Origin of the sequence: Pseudomonas sp. FH4 (assembly GCF_000510915.2) — a bacterium.
Taxonomy (GTDB): Bacteria; Pseudomonadota; Gammaproteobacteria; order Pseudomonadales; family Pseudomonadaceae; genus Aquipseudomonas; species Aquipseudomonas brenneri.
This window is the reverse complement of sequence record NZ_AOHN01000018.1, coordinates 86,869-104,648: the sequence shown is the minus strand read 5'-3', so window position 1 is coordinate 104,648 and position 17,780 is coordinate 86,869. Positions and strand designations below refer to the sequence as shown.

Here is a 17,780-nt window from a genome sequence, read left to right as displayed (position 1 = left end):
CCAACCAGTGGGTAGCTACCTTGAGGTAGTTTTATTGTTCTCTGCCCGGTTGCGAGTGGCGGCTTGCGCCGTACCCTGCGAAGCACATCTTCTCCAAAAAAATCTGTTAGCTGCGTCTCTGCCGTGTTGTTTTTGTTATGTCAGAGTCGTTACGTCTTATTTTTATTAGGTTTGGTGCTTTTTATTCTTGTTATGCCATAGAGATAGCAGAAGCCGTGCCAACTTTTTAAAACCCTTTAAAATCAATGGTTTGATTTTTTCGTGGGAAATTTACTTCAGGAAATGCGACAAAATATGTTCCCGTGTTACCCGATGTGTAGCCGCGAGGTAACACATCGTCACGGGTGCGCTACTCAATGGGCACTGCGGGCCTTGGCCACGCGTGAGCCGGTGGGGCGACCCAGGACCGTACAGATCTGTTGGCCCGCCACGATCAACATGTCCATGTCGATGCCGGTCTCGATGCCCAGGCCGTTGAGCAGGTACAGCACGTCCTCGGTCGCCACGTTGCCGCTGGCGCCCTTGGCATAGGGGCAGCCGCCGAGGCCGGCGATAGAGCTGTCGAACACCTCGATACCCTCCAGCAGGCTGGCGTAGACATTGGCGATGGCCTGGCCATAGGTGTCATGGAAGTGCCCGGCGAGTTTTGCCCGTGGCACGTCCTTGCCCACCACCTCGAACATCCGCCGAGTGGCGCCTGCGGTGCCGGTGCCGATGGTGTCGCCCAAAGACACCTCGTAGCAGCCCATGGCATACAACTCACGGGCCACTGCGGCCACTTGTTCTGGGGCGACCTGGCCTTCATACGGGCAGCCCAGCACGCAGGACACATACCCGCGCACACTGACGCCGTGCTGCTGCGCTGCCGCCATGATGGGCGCAAAGCGCTCCAGGCTTTCGCTGATGGAGCAGTTGATATTGTGCTGGGAAAACGCCTCGGACGCCGCCGCAAACACCGCGACCTCCTTGACCCCGGCCGCCAGCGCGTCCTCGAACCCGCGCAGGTTCGGTGCCAGGGCGCCGTAGATCACCCCCGGCTTGCGCTGGATCTGCGCAAACACCTCGGCCGATCCGGCCATCTGCGGTACCCATTTAGGCGAGACAAAACTGCCGACTTCGATATAGCCCAGGCCCGCCGCACTGAGGGCGTCGACCAGACGTACCTTGTCGGCCACGCTGATCGGTTGCGCTTCGTTTTGCAGGCCGTCGCGCGGGCCGACTTCGACCAGGCGCACATGGGAGGGGAGAGACATGGGATCTACCTTTTTTATTGGGGTTGGCCGACCTGGCTCTGGATTGTCTGTTCCAGGGCCTGGGTGCAACGTTCTTCGGCGGTGTCCAGCTCCAGCTTCATCTGTTCGATGTCGAGCAACTGTTGTTCCAACTGCTCGCGACGTTCGCTGATTTTCGCCAGCATACTGTGCAGCTGTTTTTGATTGCCGCTGGTGGGGTCGTAGAGCTCGATCAACTCGCGGCACTCGGCCAAGGAAAAACCGATGCGCTTGCCGCGCAGGATCAGCTTCAGGCTGACTTTGTCCCGTGGCGAATAGATACGCTCCTGGCCCCGGCGTTCGGGGCTCAAGAGACCTTGTTCTTCATAGAAGCGAATGGCCCGGGTGGTGATGTCCAACTCGCGGGCCAGGTCGGAGATGCTGTAGGTCGTGCTCATGGTGGCGCTCAAGGAGGGTCTTGGCGCTACGCTAATGGCTGCTTGACGTAAACGTCAAGCAAATCACCGCCTACGGGTTATCCAACTTCTTCTCGCGCGCCGTGACCTGCTGGCACAACTCGATCATCTGCTCACGCATCCAGCGGTTGGCCGGGTCCTGGTCGGTGCTTTCATGCCAGTACAAGTGGGTTTCCACCGGCGGCACATCATTGACCGGCAGGTTGAACGAGTGCAGGTCGTTACGCCTTGCAAAGCGCTCGGGCACGGTCATCACCATATCGGTCTGCTGCAATACCTGGGAAGCCATCAGGTAATGCTGCGAACGCAGGGCGATCTTGCGCTGGATGCCCATCTTGCCCAGTGCCAGGTCGACGTGGCCCAGGCCATTGCGGCGGCTGGAAATATGAATATGGGTCAGTCCCAGGTAGTCATCCAGGCTGAATTTTTCCTTGCCCGCCAGCGGATGCCCCTTGCGCATGGCGCACACGTAGCGGTCTTCCATCAGCTTGACGTGACGCACTTGCGGGTCGGTGTTCAGGGGCGCGTCCACCGCAAAATCCAGGCGGCCGGCGGCCAGTTCCTTGGTGGTTTCCCGGCGCTTGGACAAAAAGCTTTCGATGATCACCGTGGGCGCCAGGCGGCGCAGGCGCTGGAACAGCGGCGGCAGGATCACGGCCTCCGTGAGGTCGGTCATGCTGATGCGGTAGGTCTTGGCCGCTTGCAACGGGTTGAAGATCCGGCTTTCCTGCACCGATACCCGCAACAGCGACAAGGCGTTGCGCACCGGGCCAATGATGTTCTGGGCCATGGGCGTCGGCACCATGCCTTGGGCAGTGCGCACGAACAGCGGGTCGTTGAAGGTCTCGCGCAGGCGTGCCAGGGCGTTGGATACGGCCGGCTGGGTAATGCCGACGATCTGCCCGGCGCGGGTCAGGTTGGCTTCGGTGTAGATCGCGTCAAAGACGATGAAAAGATTGAGGTCGACCTTGCTCAGATTCATTTCGCTGCGCTCTTCTTGTTAGGTTTTCATGCGCCGATCATATATCGGTGATGAATGTTAATACACGCCGAGAATAGGCTAGGTAAATTATCAACGCTGTTCTAGCATCGATTGCATGACCTAAACAACCTCTCAAAGAAGGGAGCTGCTCATGGATTTTGCCTATTCGCCCAAGGTTCAGGAACTGCGTGAACGCGTCACCGCGTTTATGGATGCTTACGTTTACCCCGCCGAGCCGGTGTTTGAACGCCAGGTCAGCGAAGGTGACCGTTGGCAGCCCACCGCGATCATGGAAGAGCTCAAGGCCCGCGCCAAGGCTGAAGGCCTGTGGAACCTGTTCCTGCCGGAGTCCGAGCTGGGCGCTGGTCTGACTAACCTGGAATACGCGCCGCTCGCAGAAATCATGGGCCGTTCCTTGCTCGGGCCGGAGCCCTTCAACTGCTCGGCGCCCGACACCGGCAATATGGAAGTGCTGGTGCGCTACGCCAACGAAGAGCAGAAACAGCGCTGGCTGGAGCCGCTGCTGCGCGGGGAGATCCGCTCGGCGTTCGCCATGACCGAACCGGACGTGGCGTCTTCCGACGCCACCAACATGGCCGCCCGCGCTGAACGCCAGGGTGACGAATGGGTGATCAACGGTAAAAAGTGGTGGACCTCCGGCGCCTGTGACCCGCGCTGCAAGATCCTGATCTTCATGGGGTTGAGCAACCCGGATGCGCCGCGCCACCAGCAGCACTCGATGATTCTGGTACCGGTGGATGCGCCCGGTGTGAAAATCGTCCGCCCGCTGCCGGTGTTCGGCTACGACGACGCACCCCATGGGCATGCAGAGGTACTGTTCGACAACGTGCGGGTGCCGTACGAAAACGTCTTGCTGGGTGAAGGCCGAGGCTTTGAAATTGCCCAGGGTCGCCTTGGCCCCGGGCGTATCCATCACTGCATGCGCTCCATCGGCATGGCCGAGCGCGCCCTGGAATTGATGTGCAAACGCTCGGTCAGTCGCACTGCCTTTGGCAAGCCGCTGGCGCGCCTGGGTGGCAACATCGACAAGATTGCCGACTCGCGGATGGAAATCGACATGGCACGCCTGCTGACCTTGAAGGCCGCTTATATGATGGACACGGTCGGCAACAAGGTGGCGAAAAGTGAAATCGCCCAGATCAAGGTCGTGGCACCGAACGTGGCCTTGAAGGTGATTGACCGGGCGATCCAGATCCACGGCGGTGCCGGGGTCTCCAATGACTTCCCGCTGGCCTATATGTATGCCATGCAGCGCACCCTGCGCCTGGCCGACGGCCCGGATGAAGTGCATCGGGCGGCGATTGGCAAGTTTGAAATTGGCAAATATGTGCCTAAAGAGCTGATGCGCAGCGGCCAGTAAGGCCGCGTCGCCTGTATCGCGAGCAAGCCCGCTTCCACACTGTGGGAACGGGCTTGTCCGCGATAGCGGGGGGCAATCAACACCCGTCTTCAGGCTTCAATAAACCCAGACCTCCACCCGGCGATTCTTGATCCGCCCCTCATCCACGCTATTGGTCGCCACCGGCATCTCGGCGCCAAAGCCGCGAATATCGCGCAACACCACACCACTCTTGAGCAGTTCCCGGCGTACCGCCATCGCGCGCAATTTCGAGAGCAATGCCGCGCGCTGCGGATCACTTTTGGCATCGCCAAACCCCACCAGCGTCACCCGTTTGTCGAGCTTGTCGTGGCTGCTGAGATAAGCCACCACCCGCGCCAGGTCCTGGCGTGCCTTGTTGTCCAGGCTGGCACTGCCTTCTTCGAAGCGGAAGTTCACAGTCAGTCGCTGCGCCTCGCGGGCGATGGCCTGATAGGCCGCGGGCATCGGCGCCCGTGGCTGCACGGTGATGGCCTGGACCTGTTGGGCAATAAACCCATTGGCGGCAACGATGGCCTGGCCTTGGGCGCCTTGGGCAAAGTCCACCAGCGCTGCGGCCCAGGGGTTCGTATTATTGGGTGGCAGGTAGAAGAACAAGCGGCGCGACAGTGGGTAATCCTCGGTGGCGATCAGGCTGTTCTGCGGCAACATGGCCTGGGAGTCGCCGTCACTGATGGCCGCCGCCTTGGCCTGGCGTACGTAGGGCAGGCCAATAAAACCAATGCCTTGTGGGTCGCGACTGACCGCGTCGGACAATTGCTCGCTCGATTCGAAGCGCTTTGCCGTGCTGTCGAGGGTTTTGCCGTGACGGTTGAGCACCAGTTCCTTGAAGGTGTCGTAGGTGCCGGATTGATCATCGCGGGCGTATAGCTGGATCTTGCCACCGCTGCCGCCCAAGGCTTCCCAGGTACTGATTTCACCGCTGAAAACCTGCGCCAGTTGCCCGCTGCTCAAGGTGTGCAGTGGGTTGCGTGGATGCAGGATGATTGCCAGGCCATCAATGGCGATCACCTGTTCGGCGCCGGGGCTTTTCAGGTCGCCCAGGGGTTCGAGCTCGACCAGTTCACGGTCCTTGATCGGGCGCGAAGCGGCGGCCAGGTCCGCCTCGGCATTTTTCAGCGCGACAAAGCCGGTGCTGGAACCATGGGCGGCGATTTCCACTGACACACGCTGGCCTTGGGCCGTACTGCCGACGATGCGTTGCTCATTGGGGCGGGGCGCCGGCTCGCGGTGTATGGCCTTGAGCCCCTGTTGTTCCATCAAGCCTTTGACCAGTGCCGGCCCCAGCGCCGCGCCAATGGTGTTGGAGCCCTGGATGCGCAGGGCCGGACCGTGTTCGGGAAAGGGAAGAGGGGTTGCAAGGACCACAAGAGGAAAAGTGCTGCAGAGTGCCAGCAGGTACAGAGCGCGCAGCATCATGCCGCCACCTTCTCAAGCCATAGGAAGTGCGGGCAGATTAAGTCAGTAAGGTTTCCATAATATGACTGGCGCCCAACAGAGCCAAATGTATTCACAGATCTAAATGTGGGAGCGGGCAAGCCCGCTCCCACATTTTTGACTGCGTTGTCGCAAGAATCAGCTCAGTTCAAGCCAGATCGGCGCGTGATCCGAGGGCTTTTCCAGGCCGCGCAGTTCATAGTCCACGCCGGCATCCTTGATTCGTGGCAACAGGCCATTGGAGGCCATGATCAGGTCGATGCGCAGGCCGCGCTTGGGTTCGTCTTCAAACCCACGGCTGCGGTAATCGAACCAGCTGAAGCGATCTGCCACGTCCGGGTTCAAGTGCCGGAAACTGTCGGTCAGGCCCCAGTTCTTCAGGCGGGCCATCCACTCGCGCTCTTCCGGCAAGAAGCTGCATTTGCCGGTCTTGAGCCAGCGCTTGGCGTTGTCGGCACCGATACCGATGTCGCAATCCTCGGGGGAAATGTTGACGTCGCCCATCACCACCAAGGCCTGGTCATTGCTGAACTGGCTTTCTAGCAGCTGTTGCAGGTCTTCGTAGAAGCGCTGCTTGGCCGGGAACTTGGTCGGGTGATCGCGGCTTTCGCCCTGTGGGAAATAGCCGTTCATGATGGTGATCGGGTTGCCATGCTCATCGGCAAATGTGCCCCAGATAAACCGGCGCTGGGCATCCTCTTCGTCGCTGGCAAAACCCTTGTGCAAGGCCAGCGGTTCCTGGCGCGAAAGCAGGGCGACACCGTAGTGGCCTTTCTGCCCGTGGTAGTACACGTGATAGCCCAGGGCCTGGACTTCGGCCAGCGGGAATTGGTCGTCGTGGACCTTGGTTTCCTGCAGGCCGATCACGTCCGGTTGATGTTTCTCGATCAGGGCCGCCAGCTGATGAGGCCGGGCGCGCAGCCCGTTGATGTTGAAGGAGACGATTTTCATGGTCGGCAGTCCAGTCTGGCAAAAGGGCGATGCTAGCCGACAAGTCGGACGGGGGCCAGCGTGGCGGTAGGACAGATGCACTGCTAATGTCTCTCAGGGAGCCAATGGCAGGGAACGACTCAGTTGCCCCGGGCTCGTAACAATAAGAGCGCGACCTGTTGAGTTGCGTCCAGGGGAGAGACGACTGATGCCCGACACCTCGACCGCTATTGCCCAGGTCCACCTGCTCGACAGCGGCTATTCGCGCGAAGCGCGTTCGCTGCTGTATCACGCCTATCGCCATGAGCCGACCTTTGCCTACCTGTTCGAAGCCGAGCGTTCCGGCTACGAGCAGCGGGTACGCGCCACCGTGCGCGAGTTGGTCAAGCAGCACTTTCTCCAGGAATTACCGGCCATTGGCCTGCTGGTCAATGACCGCCTGATCGGCATTGCCCTGATTGCACCGCCGCAGCGGCGCCTGGGCATCACTGAAAGCTGGGCCTGGCAATTGCGCATGTGGCTGGGCACCGGTTTCAGATGCACCCGGCGCTACCTCGACTACCATCAGGCGGTGTTGGCCTGCCTGCCGTCCGCGTCAGTGCATGTCTTGCCGTTGCTGGGGATTCACCCGCAATTTCAGGGCAAACATTACGGTGAGCAACTGCTTGAGGCCGTGCATAACTGGTGTGCCGAAGACCCGCACTCCCAGGGCGTGGTGCTGGACACCGGCAACCCGCTGTACCTGGAATTCTACAAGCGCCAGGGTTATGAAGAAGTGGGCGAGGTGGCCGTAGGACCGATCCTGGAGCATGTGTTTTTTCACCCGAATCCACAGGTGTTACAACCTGCAACGCCTTAACACAGAATTATTCAGATGATTCCCGGTTCTAAGGTGCTCCCTTGCTCGTGTAGCATCCGCGCCTATGAAGTTTCCCAATAGAGTTACCAGCGGCTTGATTCTGCTGTTCACAAGCTGCGGCGCATTGGCGCAAAGCGAGTTGGACGTGCGCATCAAACCTTCAAACGACGCGCTGAAAGCCAATATCGAAGGCTATATCGGCGGGGTTGGCGAGCGTGACGAGGAAGCCTTGCAGCGCTTCAGTCGTGGTGCCGAGGAGCAGGCCCGCAAGGCCGCCCAGGCACTGGGCTTTTACCAGCCGCAGATTGCCAGTGAGGTAAAGGGCGGCAAGAACCCGCGCCTGATCCTCAGCATCGACCCCGGCGAGCCCGTGCATCTGCGTAATGTCACGATTCGGGTCGACGGCCCGGCGGCCGAGCTCAAGTCCTTTCGTGTCCCCGACAGTAAAGACCTCAAGTCCGGCGCCGTTCTCAACCATGGCCATTACGAAGATGCCAAGCGCCTGATTCAGAATCAGGCCTCGCGGTTCGGTTTTTTCAGTGGTCGTTTCAGCAGCCAGAAGCTATCCGTCGATCCCCAGGCCGGTGTGGCCGATATCGAGTTGGTCTACGACAGCGGCCCGCGCTACACCCTTGGCAAGGTCAGTTTTGCCGGTGATACACCCTTTGACGAAGAACTGCTGCAACGCATGGTGCCGTTCAAAAGTGGCACGCCTTACGACTCCGAATTGATTGCCGAACTGAACCAGGCGCTGCAATCGAGCGGCTTTTTCGAGAGCTTGCGTGTGGATGCCGCCCCGGCTGCGGCAGCCAATGATGTGATCCCGGTGGCCGTCCAACTGCAAACCCGCAAACCACGGACCATGGGCCTCGGCCTGGGGTACTCGACCGACGTCGGCCCGCGCGGCAAGGCCAACTGGACCCGTCACTGGGTCAACCCCCAAGGCCACAGCTATGGCTGGGAGGCCGAGTTGTCGGCGCCGCGGCAGAACGTCGGCCTGTGGTATGACATCCCCCTCGATCCGCCGCTGACCGACAAGCTGCGCTTCGCCGGTGGTTACCAGAACGAAGAAATGGCCAATACCGACACCGTGAGCAAGCTGCTTACTCTCGGCCCGGAATGGCACAGCAAGTTGCCCAGCGGCTGGACACGGGTGATCTCGCTGAAATGGCAGCGCGAAGAATACCGCCTGGGCGATGACTCCGGCCTGAGCAATTTGCTGATGCCGGGCCTGAGCTATTCCTACCTGCGCAGTGATAACCGCATCGACCCGCATAACGGCTACCGCCTGCAATTCGACACCAAGGTGGCCAAGGAGGGGGTGGGCTCGGACACCAACCTGCTTTATGGCACCGCCATGATCAAGGGCTTGACCACCGTGTGGGACAAGCACCGTTTCCTCGGCCGTGCGCAGTTTGGCGGCAGTGCCACCAATGGCTACAAGTCCGTGCCGCCATCCCTGCGCTTTTTTGCCGGTGGCGACCAGAGCGTGCGCGGCTACGAGTACCAGACCCTGTCCCCGGAAAACAACAAGGGCGACCGCATCGGTGGCCGCTACATGGTGGCCTTGAGCGCCGAATATCAGTATTCCATCGCCGAAAAGTGGCGGATCGCGACGTTTGTCGACCAGGGCAACTCCTTTAACAACCTGGATTTGCCGAGCCTGAAAACCGGTGTCGGTGTGGGGGTGCGCTGGGTTTCGCCGGTCGGCCCGATTCGTCTCGACCTGGCCCATGCCCTGGAAGATCCGGGCGGTATTCGTTTGCACTTTTCCATGGGGCCTGAGTTGTGATGCGTGCTTTGAAAATAACGGGCTTGAGCGTGGTGGCGCTGATCGCCCTGGTGTTGCTGGCCGTGTGGACCGTATTGGGCACACAAGTCGGCAGCCGCTGGACCCTGGGCCAGGTGCCGGGGTTGGCCGTGGACAATTTCCAGGGCCGCCTCGGCGGGCAATGGAGCGCCGACCGCCTGCTGTGGCAACAAGACAGCAGCCGCGTGGAACTCAATGCGCCGAAGTTCGACTGGTCGCCGGCGTGCCTGCTGCGCATGACCTTGTGTATCCAGCAACTGGACGTCGAGCAGATCAGCCTGCAATTCCCGCCCAGCACCGAAGAAAGCAGTGGCCCGATTACCCTGCCGGACTTGAACCTGCCCGTAGCCATCGAGCTGGGCGACGTGCGCGTCGGTAGTCTGCTGTTCAATGGCAGCGAAGAGCTCAAAGGCCTGCAACTGGCGGCACACTGGACCGCCGAAGGGATGAAGATCGACACGGTACACCTGCAGCGCGACGGCCTGGTGTTGGACCTCAGTGGCTTGCTTAATCCAAGTGGCGATTGGCCGCTGACGGCGACCGGCAACTTGAGCCTGCCCTACGCCCCTGGCGGTGCGCCGTGGACGGTGGCACTGAACGTCGAGGGCAACTTGCTCAAGACCCTCAAGCTCGACGCCGACAGCAGCGGCTACCTGCCGGCCAAGCTCAGCGGCGAGCTGCAACCCCTGGTCGAGAACCTGCCGGCGCAGGTGCGCATTACCGCCGATGGTTTCAAGGCCAGCGCCGACCTGCCGGATACCTTGCAGCTCAATCAACTGGACCTCACCGCCAAGGGCGACCTGGGCAAAGGCTATCAACTGCTGGGCAAAGCCGTGCTGCCCGCCGAGAAAGGCCCGGTCGACCTGCTGCTGCAAGGCCGGGTCGATGCCAAGGGCGCGCAGATCGCCGGCCTGGACCTGACGGCCGGTGACAAGCAAAGCCTCAAGCTCAGTGCTCAGTTGGATTGGCAGCAGGGTTTCAGTGCTGACGCAAAAATCGACTGGCTGGACTTTCCCTGGCATCGCCTCTACCCAGTGATTGATGAGCCGCAAGTAGCGCTGCGTACCTTCAATGGAGAAGTCTCTTATAAAGACGGCAACTACCTGGGCAATCTCAAGGCCGACCTCGATGGCCCGGCCGGCAAGTTCAGCCTGGTCACGCCCTTCAGTGGCGACCTGACCCAAGTGTTCCTGCCGGAGCTGAAGCTGGTTGCCGGCCAGGGCAAGGCCGAAGGCCACCTGAACCTGAAATTTGCCGATGGCATCGCCTGGGATACCGCGCTGGACCTGTCGGCGATCAACCCGGCGTACTGGGTCGCGGAACTGCCGGGCACGCTCGCCGGGCCGCTGCGCAGCCAGGGCGAAATGAAAAACGAGCAACTCAAGCTCAATGCCGACCTCGACCTCAAGGGCCGTCTGCGCGGCCAAACCGCCGTGCTGGCCGCCAAGGCCGAGGGTGCGGGCGAGCAGTGGACCCTGGCCAACCTGGATATCCGCCTGGGCGACAACCGCATCAACGGCAGTGGCAGCCTGCAACAACGCCTGGCTGGGCAGATTGATATCAAGCTCGCGCGCCTGGCCCAGTTGTGGCCGCAGTTGCGTGGGCAGGTCAATGGCCGGCTCGACGTGGCCGGTACCTTGAAGGCGCCGCAAGGCAAGCTCGACCTCAAGGGCCAGCAACTGGCATTTGAAGATAATCGCCTGCAAGCCCTCAGCCTGGACGCCACCCTGGATAATGCCCAGCGCGCGAAGATCGACCTCAAGGGCAGCGGCATCCAGGCCGGTGACACCCAGCTCGGCACCCTGACCGCCAGCGCCCAGGGCGATATCAAGAGCCAGAAAGTCCAACTGGACCTGATGGGGCCGCTGGTCAAGCTGGCCCTGGCCCTGGACGGCAACCTCGACCAAGGCAACTGGCGCGGGCGCTTGGCCAGCGGTGATATACAGGCCGGTGGCCAGGACTGGAAGCTGCAAGCCCCGGCGAAAATCGAGCGCATGGCCGACGGCAAGCTGACCTTCGCCGCCCATTGCTGGGTCTCCGGGCCCGCCAGCCTGTGTGGTGAAGACCAGCGTCTGATGCCCGATCCCAAGCTGCGCTACCACCTCAAGCAATTCCCCATCGACAGCCTGGCGCAATGGCTGCCCAAGGATTTTGCCTGGCAGGGCAAGCTCAACGCCGATATCCAGCTCGACCTGCCGGCCAGCGGCCCCAAAGGTCTGGTCTCGGTGGATGCCAGCGGCGGTACCTTGCGTGTCAAGGACAAGGACCAGTGGCTGGATTTCCCCTACGACACCCTCAAGCTGGAAACCACGCTCAATCCCACGCGCATTGATACCCAGCTGAATTTCCGCGGCGGCAAGCTCGGTGAGTTGTTGTTGCAGGCGCAGATCAACCCACTGGCGAAGAACAAGCCGATCTCCGGCAATTTCAGCCTTACCGGCCTCGATCTTGCGGTAGCACGGCCGTTCGTGCCGATGGTGGAAACCCTCAACGGCAAGCTCAACGGCAGCGGGCGGATTTCCGGCGGGCTGCTGGCGCCGCAGGTCAACGGCAACGTCAACCTGATCGCCGGTGAGATTTCCGGACCTGAACTGCCCATCAGCCTCGAAGGCCTGAACCTGCAGGCGCTGATTGCCGGTGAAAGCGTGCAACTCAACGGCGGCTGGCGCAGTGGCAAGGCCGGGCAGGGCAGCCTCAAGGGCCAGATCGACTGGGGCCGCGCCCTGGCGGTCGATCTCAGCCTGCAAGGCTCGCAACTGCCGGTCACGGTCGAACCCTACGCGGAACTTGAAGTGGCGCCGGACCTGAAAATCACCCTCAAGGACGACAAGTTGGCGATTGCCGGCAAGGTCCACATCCCGCGTGGTGATATCACCGTGCGCGAACTGCCGCCGTCGACCGTCAAGGTCTCGGACGACACGGTGATCGTCGGCAGCCAGACCGAAGAGGGCAAGCCGCCGATGGCGATGGCCATGGATATCAACGTGGTGGTGGGCGAGGACCAGCTCAACTTTGCCGGCTTCGGCCTGACCGCCAAGGTTCAGGGCCAGGTGCATATCGGCGACAACATGGACACCCGTGGCGAGCTCTGGCTCAACGATGGTCGCTATCGTGCCTACGGCCAGAAACTCGATGTACGCCGTGCGCGCCTGATGTTTGCCGGGCCCCTCGACCAGCCGTATCTGGACATCGAAGCCATCCGCAAGACCGACGACGTGATCGCCGGGATCCGCCTGAGCGGTAGCGCCGAACAGCCCACCACACAGATCTTCTCGGAGCCGGCGATGAGCCAGGAGCAGGCGCTGTCGTACCTGGTGCTGGGGCGTCCGTTGAGCACTACGGGTGAAGACAACAACATGCTGGCGCAGGCAGCGCTGGGCCTGGGCTTGATGGGCAGTGCCGGGGTGACTTCGGACATCGCCAAGAACCTGGGGATCCAGGACTTCGAACTCGATACCCAGGGCAGTGGCAACAACACGGCAGTGGTGGCCAGCGGCAAGATCACCGAGAAACTCAGCCTGCGTTACGGGGTTGGGGTGTTTGAGCCGGCCAGCACCATTGCCTTGCGCTATCTGTTGAGCAAGAGGGTGTATCTGGAAGTGGCCAGCGGCGTGGCCAGCTCATTGGATATCTTCTACAAACGGGATTTCTGACGTGACGTGGTCAAAAAATGTAGGAGCGAGCTTGCTCGCGAAAAACGTCAACGATAACGCGTGCTTACTGAATGAATGCGGCGCCTGTAAGTTTTTCGCGAGCAAGCTCGCTCCTACAAAAAAGCCTTAACTGACTGGCATTAGAGCAAGCTCCCACATGTTTTGCGTGATCCTCTGGCCTAGGGCTGGCACACCAGCGACACCCGCTCAAAGTTCAGCGCCTTGTCACGTTCTGCCAGCGCATAGGGCGCCTGGCATTGTTGCTCGCCCCACTTGATGACCAAGGTGCCTGAGTCCTGCTCCATCAGCGCCAGGGCCTTGCCGCTAGGGTCGGCAATCGCGATCTGTTTGCCTGCCATGTCCTCGATGGCCGCGCCAAATGGAATCGGCTGGCGCTGGGCATCAAACAACGCGAACTGCACGCGGCGCCCGGTCTTGCTGATGTACCGCGCCAACACGATTGCACCACGGCGTGGTACCACCTGTTGGGTGGCGTTATCGATCTCGATGTCTGCCCCCAGGTCGCGGGTGTCCAGGCTGATCCAGTTCACCCGATAGGGTTGGGCGTTGGACACCACGGCAAAGCCGTTGCGACCTGTCTCGGCGCCGCTGTAGCTGCCAATTTTCACCCCGGCCACGTCCGGCACTTCGGCCAGGGCAAAGGTCTCGCCCACGGTCTGCCCCAGGTTGATACCGCCTGCGTGGCCCACGATCGAGCCGGACAGGTTGAGGTTTTGCGAGTTGTAGCCGCTGCCCTGGCCATACCCTGCGCTGATGTCCATGACAGAGGTGCGGGTGCTGAGGTTGGCCGAACCGGTACTGCCGCCGTTGCTGCTATTGCCGCCTTGCACCGAGTAGTAGGTGTCGCTGTTTTCCGAGAGGTAACCGTTGATGCCCACTTGGGTGCTGTCGCTGTTCTTTTGCGTACTGGCAGAGACAAATGCCCGTGGCGCGCGAGGTGCCGAACCCAAGGGGAACGACAGCGACAGGTTGACCAGGGTGTCATTGTTCGCCGGCCCGTAATTGCCAACATCCTTGGAATAGGTGGCTGACAGGTTGTAGCTCATTTCGCCCCAGTAGTTGCTGTAGCCCGCCGACACGCTCTGGGAGCCGCCGCGTCCCCAATAACGCTGGTCGCTGGCGTTCATATAGACGTTGCCGTACTGCTGGTTGCGGCCCAGGCTCTGGTTGACGGTCAGGTCGGTACGGGTTTTCGAGTTGCCCGTGCGCTTGAGCCCATCGGCGCTCAGTTCCTCGACGTGGTCGGTCAGGGTCCGATAGCCTTCAGTGGAGTAGCGATAGGCGGCCAGGGTAAAACTGGTATCGGTGCCGGTGAACGTCTTGGCATACAACGCCCGCAGGCTATTACCCTGGACTTTCTGGCCTTCAGTGCGGCTGGAGGAGTGCGTCACGTCCACCGAAACCGCACCAATCGGCGTATTGCGACCGGCGCCCAGGGACAGGGCCTGGAAGTTCTCCGTTGCCTGTACCCCGACAATGCCCGACAGGTTGCTGCTGATGCCGTAGGCCAGGGTGCTGCTGACAAACTGTGGCGTCGCTTGGTCGTCGTTATTGCTGTTGTACTTACCGGCCGAGACGCTGTATTTCACCTGGCCCTGGCGAACCATGATCGGCAGGCTGGAAAACGCTTGCATGGTGACCCGGCGCCGACCATCGGCTTCGATGACGGTCACTTCCAGGTCGCCGTTGGAACCGCTGGGGTAGATATCGCTGATTTCGAACGGGCCCGGCGGCACGTTGGCGGTGTACAGGGTGTAGTTGTTCTGGCGGATCTCCACGGTCGCGCTGGTCTGCGCCACGCCACGGATGATCGGCGCATAGCCGCGCTCACTGTCGGCGCGCATGCCCTCGTCGGACGCCAGTTTCAGCCCGCGATAGCGCACGCTGTCGAACAGGTCGGCATCGGAGAAGATATCGCCGGCGCTGAATTGGCCCTTCAAGGCGGTCACGTCATGTTGCAGGTAACTGCGGTTGCTCTTGAAGGTGCTGGGGCGGCCGGTGCTGCTGTTGAAGTTCGATTCGTTGCGCAGCCGCCACGCGCCCAGGTTGATGCCGTTGCGCAGGCCCAGGTTATTGGACAGCGTGGTGTTGTAGTCGGTGTGGTTACGGTTGCTGCTCAACTGATAGTTGATAAACGCCGCCGACACGCCGTCGTCCCACAAGGCCGGGTCCACGTAGCCACGGCGGCCGCGCTCCATGGCCTGTTGCGGCACGCTGACCAGCAGGCGCAGGCGGGGGACGTCGTAGCGCACGCTGGCGTGCTCAATCAGGGCGGGCAGGTCATAACAGGCTTGTGGGTCATCGAGGGTGAGTTTTTCACTGGCTTGCAGCTTGGCAAGGTCGATGCCCAGTTGTTGCAGCATTTCCAGGGTCAGGCAAGGATCAACCTTGCCGTTGGCGGGGTTGCGGCGAAAGTCGATATCGCGACGGCCCACCAGGGTGTCGTTGCTGTAGAGGTCAACCCGGTAGTTGCCAGGCAACACACTGTTGGCTGCCAGCAGCAGTTGCAGGTCGACAGAGGACGGTGCGCCTTGCAGAAACGTGGTGTTGAACTGTTCAACGGACGCCTGCTCGCTGCCTTCGGCCAGGCACGTGGTGCTGGAGGTGATGACAATAAGCAGGGGCGCCCACTGAGTCAGCCGCCCACAGCGGTTCCCGCCAAGATTTAATCTGCTGCGCATAAATAAAAACATGTAGGAAACCTATATCACCTCCGATACGAACTAACGGAGCGAAGAGAAATACGGTAGAAGTACGTGTGCCAACCAGGCAGGTACGTTAAGGCGACTCTTTGTCTGGTGTGGCCTGGGAGTCGGCAGTGTTGGACAGTTTCGCGGTATATCGATCTTGTGCGCCGTAATCGTTGATGCTGCTAAATAGCAATGTGGCTGTGTGGGTGCGATCTAGCTGTTTCAGTGCAAACTCTTTTTGTTCGCCGGGTGCAATCATCGTTGAATCAAAAGGCTTATCTTTTAGTTGCCCTGACTCAAGTGTTATATCCGCGATTGAAACGTGATAAAGCCCCGGATTATTGACACGCAGGACGGTTTTGCCAGCACGCTCTTCCAGGCGCCATAACAACGCTACTGGGGCCTGATAGGCGTTGGATTCCAGCCCGGCAGGGCGGAAGAACACCTTGATGCGCTGGCGCACTGCAAGCTGCAAGGTGTTTTGTGTTTTCGAGGCCTGGGGGATTTCCTGGACGTTGAGCCAGACCACCGACTCTTTGTCGGTTGGCATGCCTTTGCCTTCGTAGATCACCCGCAGTAACTGCTGCTCCTGGCCACTGACCCGGGCCAACGGCGGGGTGACTGCAAAAGGCACTGAGTTTGCATCAGCGCTGTCGGTATCGATCCAGGATTGGATCAACACGGCGTCACCGCTGTTGCGCACGGTAATGCCGGCTTCCTTGTGCTGACCGTCGAACACCAGGCGGGTGGCGCTCAGGGAAATGCTGGCATGGGCCTGGCTGATGGCGAAGAGGCCAAGCAGGCCCAGGCACAATGACCGAGAGGAATGAGAAAACATGATGAGTACCGCTGGTTTGGAAGAAAGGGCGGGGCTGTAAAGCCCCGCACCAGGGTTCAGGCGTGTTGCAGGTTTATTCGTATTGCAGGGTGAACGGCAGGGTAGCGTCAGCACGACCGGCAACCACGGTGTCCAGTGCAGCAGTGGTGACGTAGGCTGCGGAGAACTTCAGCGTTGCGTTGCTATCTTGCAGATTGCTCTCGATCTTGGCCGCGGCTGGCGAGCTCAGGTCGATGATCGCGCCATTGGCGTCGAGCAGGGCAATACCGACGTTCTTGGCAGCGCCCAGACCACCAATCACGTTCAAGACCTTGGTGCCGGCCACGATGCCCGTGCCTGCGCCTCGGGTGGGTTCAAAGAGCATCGCCACTTTGGTACCCGCGTTGCAGTTGATCTTCATGTCGAAGTTTTCAGCGCTCAGTTTGCCGCTGCCAATCGGTGCAGCAGCAGTGCCCATGTCCTTGATGGACACTTCACCCATTTCCACGGAAATGTTTTTGTTGAGGCCAGCGCCTTCAACGGAACATGCGTCGTTGTTGATCACGCCGGTGAAGTTGATGGTGCCGCTGCCAGCCTTGACAGGAGCTACCGGATCACCTTCAGCTGCATAAGCGGCGCCAGTGGCGGCGAACATCGAAAGGGTCAGAAGTGCGAGGGAAAGCTTTTTCATGCTCAATTCCATTGTTTGGGTTAAGAGGTTCTATGAAGTGCCAGAACACGATATAGAACCCCCCCAAAGGGAGGAATCAGACGATCCTTAGAAGCGCGGATTTGAGCGCTGCCGCAGGGTTTTTTAGTTGTTATTGTTAGTTGAAAAGTTTGCGCTCGATACAGTAAGCAAGTAACGCCTGGTCGCTGGTAACTTCCAGTTTGCGCATGGCCGATACTTTTTGCGTACTGATGGTCTTGGCGCTTCTATTCAACCCCCGTGCAATCTCATTGACACTTTGCCCGCTGATGAACAGGCGCAATATTTCGTGCTCCTTGGGCGATAACAAAGTGAAGCGTTCGTCCAGGTCGACGGACTCAATGACCGAAGTCGATTGTGGCCCGGCACTGTGGAAAGGCGTGCCATTGGCGATGGACTTGAGCGCCACCTGGATTTCGTCGTGCAACTGGTTCTTCTGAATCACCCCGACCACCCCGAGTTCCTGCAACCGGGTCAGGATCAGCGGGTTGGAGATCATCGTCAGCACCAGGATATGCACCGCTGGAAAGTGCCGCGTCAGGTATTCCACCAGCTTGAGGCCGTCGCCGTAGGGGGAGTCGGCCGGCATATTGAAGTCGGTGATCACCACGTCGACCGACTGCTGCTCAAGCAGGTTGACCAGTTCGGTGGAGTCCAGGGCTTCGCCCACCACGTTGAAGCGCTTATCGCGCTCTACCAACTCGCGAACGCCCACCAGTACGATCGGATGATCGTCGGCAATGACTACGTTTAACTTTTCCATGACGCAATATCCATAAGGCGAAA

Annotated in this window: 13 protein-coding genes; 4 read left to right on the top strand and 9 right to left on the bottom strand. The window is 60.4% G+C overall.

Annotated elements, in window-relative coordinates:
* Positions 1 to 353: 353 nt before the first annotated feature.
* From H097_RS13205 to H097_RS13195, 3 genes are all read right to left on the bottom strand, one after another.
* On the bottom strand, positions 354 to 1,253 hold the full coding sequence (locus tag H097_RS13205) for a hydroxymethylglutaryl-CoA lyase (protein WP_032860250.1): 900 nt from the start codon (positions 1,251 to 1,253) through the stop codon (positions 354 to 356).
* Between the two features lie 14 nt (positions 1,254 to 1,267).
* Positions 1,268 to 1,669: a MerR family DNA-binding transcriptional regulator gene (locus H097_RS13200; RefSeq protein ID WP_029298346.1), complete on the bottom strand. Its 402-nt coding sequence runs from the start codon at positions 1,667 to 1,669 to the stop codon at positions 1,268 to 1,270.
* Positions 1,670 to 1,739: 70 nt separating this feature from the next.
* Complete coding sequence (locus H097_RS13195) at positions 1,740 to 2,669, bottom strand: LysR family transcriptional regulator (protein ID WP_032860249.1); 930 nt, start codon at positions 2,667 to 2,669, stop codon at positions 1,740 to 1,742.
* Between the two features lie 151 nt (positions 2,670 to 2,820).
* Here H097_RS13195 and H097_RS13190 point away from each other — a divergent pair, with 151 nt between their 5' ends.
* Positions 2,821 to 4,050, top strand: a complete 1,230-nt coding sequence (locus H097_RS13190) for an acyl-CoA dehydrogenase (RefSeq protein ID WP_032860248.1) — start codon at positions 2,821 to 2,823, stop codon at positions 4,048 to 4,050.
* A gap of 96 nt (positions 4,051 to 4,146) precedes the next feature.
* Here H097_RS13190 and H097_RS13185 read toward each other — a convergent pair whose 3' ends face one another.
* Positions 4,147 to 5,487 (bottom strand): phosphate ABC transporter substrate-binding/OmpA family protein, encoded by a 1,341-nt coding sequence (locus H097_RS13185; RefSeq protein WP_032860247.1) that lies wholly within the window; start codon positions 5,485 to 5,487, stop codon positions 4,147 to 4,149.
* Between the two features lie 156 nt (positions 5,488 to 5,643).
* Positions 5,644 to 6,456, bottom strand: a complete 813-nt coding sequence (gene xthA, locus H097_RS13180; protein ID WP_032860246.1) for an exodeoxyribonuclease III — start codon at positions 6,454 to 6,456, stop codon at positions 5,644 to 5,646.
* A gap of 187 nt (positions 6,457 to 6,643) precedes the next feature.
* Between xthA and H097_RS13175 the strand changes: the two genes are divergently transcribed.
* The 3 genes from H097_RS13175 to H097_RS13165 all read left to right on the top strand — a co-directional run bounded on the left by H097_RS13175 (position 6,644) and on the right by H097_RS13165 (position 12,757).
* Complete coding sequence (locus tag H097_RS13175) at positions 6,644 to 7,294, top strand: GNAT family N-acetyltransferase (RefSeq protein ID WP_032860245.1); 651 nt, start codon at positions 6,644 to 6,646, stop codon at positions 7,292 to 7,294.
* A gap of 64 nt (positions 7,295 to 7,358) precedes the next feature.
* Positions 7,359 to 9,086, top strand: coding sequence for an autotransporter assembly complex family protein (locus tag H097_RS13170; protein WP_032860244.1), 1,728 nt, complete (start codon positions 7,359 to 7,361; stop codon positions 9,084 to 9,086).
* Positions 9,086 to 12,757, top strand: coding sequence for a translocation/assembly module TamB domain-containing protein (locus H097_RS13165; protein ID WP_082445581.1), 3,672 nt, complete (start codon positions 9,086 to 9,088; stop codon positions 12,755 to 12,757). The genes H097_RS13170 and H097_RS13165 overlap by 1 nt, the downstream gene beginning before the upstream one ends.
* A gap of 179 nt (positions 12,758 to 12,936) precedes the next feature.
* On the opposite strand, the gene H097_RS13160 is transcribed toward H097_RS13165, so the two are convergent.
* The 4 genes from H097_RS13160 to H097_RS13145 all read right to left on the bottom strand — a co-directional run bounded on the left by H097_RS13160 (position 12,937) and on the right by H097_RS13145 (position 17,757).
* Entirely contained in the window at positions 12,937 to 15,459 is a 2,523-nt protein-coding gene (locus H097_RS13160) for a fimbria/pilus outer membrane usher protein (RefSeq protein WP_050593352.1), read from the bottom strand.
* A 97-nt stretch (positions 15,460 to 15,556) separates the two neighbouring features.
* The gene (locus H097_RS13155) at positions 15,557 to 16,306 is read right to left on the bottom strand and encodes a molecular chaperone (RefSeq protein WP_032860242.1); all 750 of its coding nucleotides are present in this window, start codon (positions 16,304 to 16,306) and stop codon (positions 15,557 to 15,559) included.
* Between the two features lie 73 nt (positions 16,307 to 16,379).
* Positions 16,380 to 16,976 carry a fimbrial protein gene (locus tag H097_RS13150; protein ID WP_032860241.1) on the bottom strand — a complete coding sequence of 199 codons (597 nt, stop codon included), beginning with the start codon at positions 16,974 to 16,976 and terminating at the stop codon, positions 16,380 to 16,382.
* Between the two features lie 136 nt (positions 16,977 to 17,112).
* The gene (locus H097_RS13145) at positions 17,113 to 17,757 is read right to left on the bottom strand and encodes a response regulator (RefSeq protein ID WP_032860240.1); all 645 of its coding nucleotides are present in this window, start codon (positions 17,755 to 17,757) and stop codon (positions 17,113 to 17,115) included.
* Positions 17,758 to 17,780: the final 23 nt, after the last annotated feature.